The following is a 1,073-nucleotide window of genomic DNA, read 5'->3' as shown; positions in this document are numbered from 1 at the left end:
GCTGCGGGCCGTGGTGTGGTGTCGGGTCGTGTGGTGTCGTCGTCGGGTGTGGTGTTGGTGTTCCCGGGTCAGGGCTCGCAGTGGGTGGGTATGGCGCGGGAGTTGCTGGAGTTCTCGCCGGTGTTCGCGGGGCGGATGGCGGAGTGTGCGGTGGCGTTGGAGCCGTATGCGGATGGCTGGTCGCTGCTGGATGTGGTCCGTGGCGGGGACGAGGCTTTGCTGGGCCGTGTGGATGTGGTGCAGCCGGTTTTGTTCGCGGTGATGGTGTCGCTGGCGGAGTTGTGGCGTTCGGTGGGGGTGCGGCCGTCGGCTGTGGTCGGGCATTCGCAGGGTGAGATCGCTGCTGCGTGTGTGGCGGGTGGTTTGTCGTTGGAGGATGCGGCGCGGGTGGTGGCGTTGCGTTCGCGGGCGATTGTGGCGTTGTCGGGTCGGGGCGGGATGGTGTCCGTGCTGGCTCCGGCGGAGCGGGTGTCCGGCTGGCTGACCGAGGGCCTTCAGGTCGCGGTGGTGAATGGCCCGGAGCAGGTTGTGGTGTCGGGTGCGCCGGGTGAGCTGGATGTGTTCGTGGCCCGGTGTGAGGCCGAGGGTGTGCAGGTGCGGCGGATCGCGGTGGATTATGCGTCGCATTCACCTCAGGTCGAGGAGTTGCGGGCGGAGCTGTTGGAGGTGCTGGGTGGGATCCGGCCGCGTTCGGGTGAGGTGCCGTTGTTTTCGACGGTGTCGGGTGGGGTGATCGATACCGCGTCGATGGATGCGGAGTACTGGTTCACCAATCTGCGTGAGACGGTCCGTTTCGACCGGGCTCTGGAGGCGCTGCTGGAGGCCGGGCATCGGGTGTTTGTGGAGGCTTCTCCGCATCCGGTGCTGGTGGGTGCGGTGACGCAGGCTGCCGAGGGTGCCGGGGTGGTGGATGTGACCGCGGTGGGCACTCTGCGCCGTTATGAGGGTGAGCAGGCGCAGTGGCTGCGCAACCTGGCCGAGGTGTTCGTGGCGGGGGTGGATGTCGACTGGTCGCCGTGGGTGGGCGGTGGTCGGCTGGTGGACCTGCCGACTTACGCCTTCCAGCACCGGCG

General features: G+C 68.1%; 1 protein-coding gene. It reads left to right on the top strand.

What is annotated here, in order from left to right; translation table 11 throughout:
• Window positions 1–1,073: acyltransferase domain-containing protein (locus AB0K92_RS33565; protein ID WP_365929054.1), on the top strand; the 1,073-nt coding region annotated here is incomplete at both ends.

The sequence above is a fragment of the Streptomyces sp. NPDC052687 genome (genome assembly GCF_040678395.1).
Taxonomy (GTDB): Bacteria; Actinomycetota; Actinomycetes; order Streptomycetales; family Streptomycetaceae; genus Streptomyces.
This window is presented reverse-complemented; position numbering and strand designations above follow the sequence as displayed.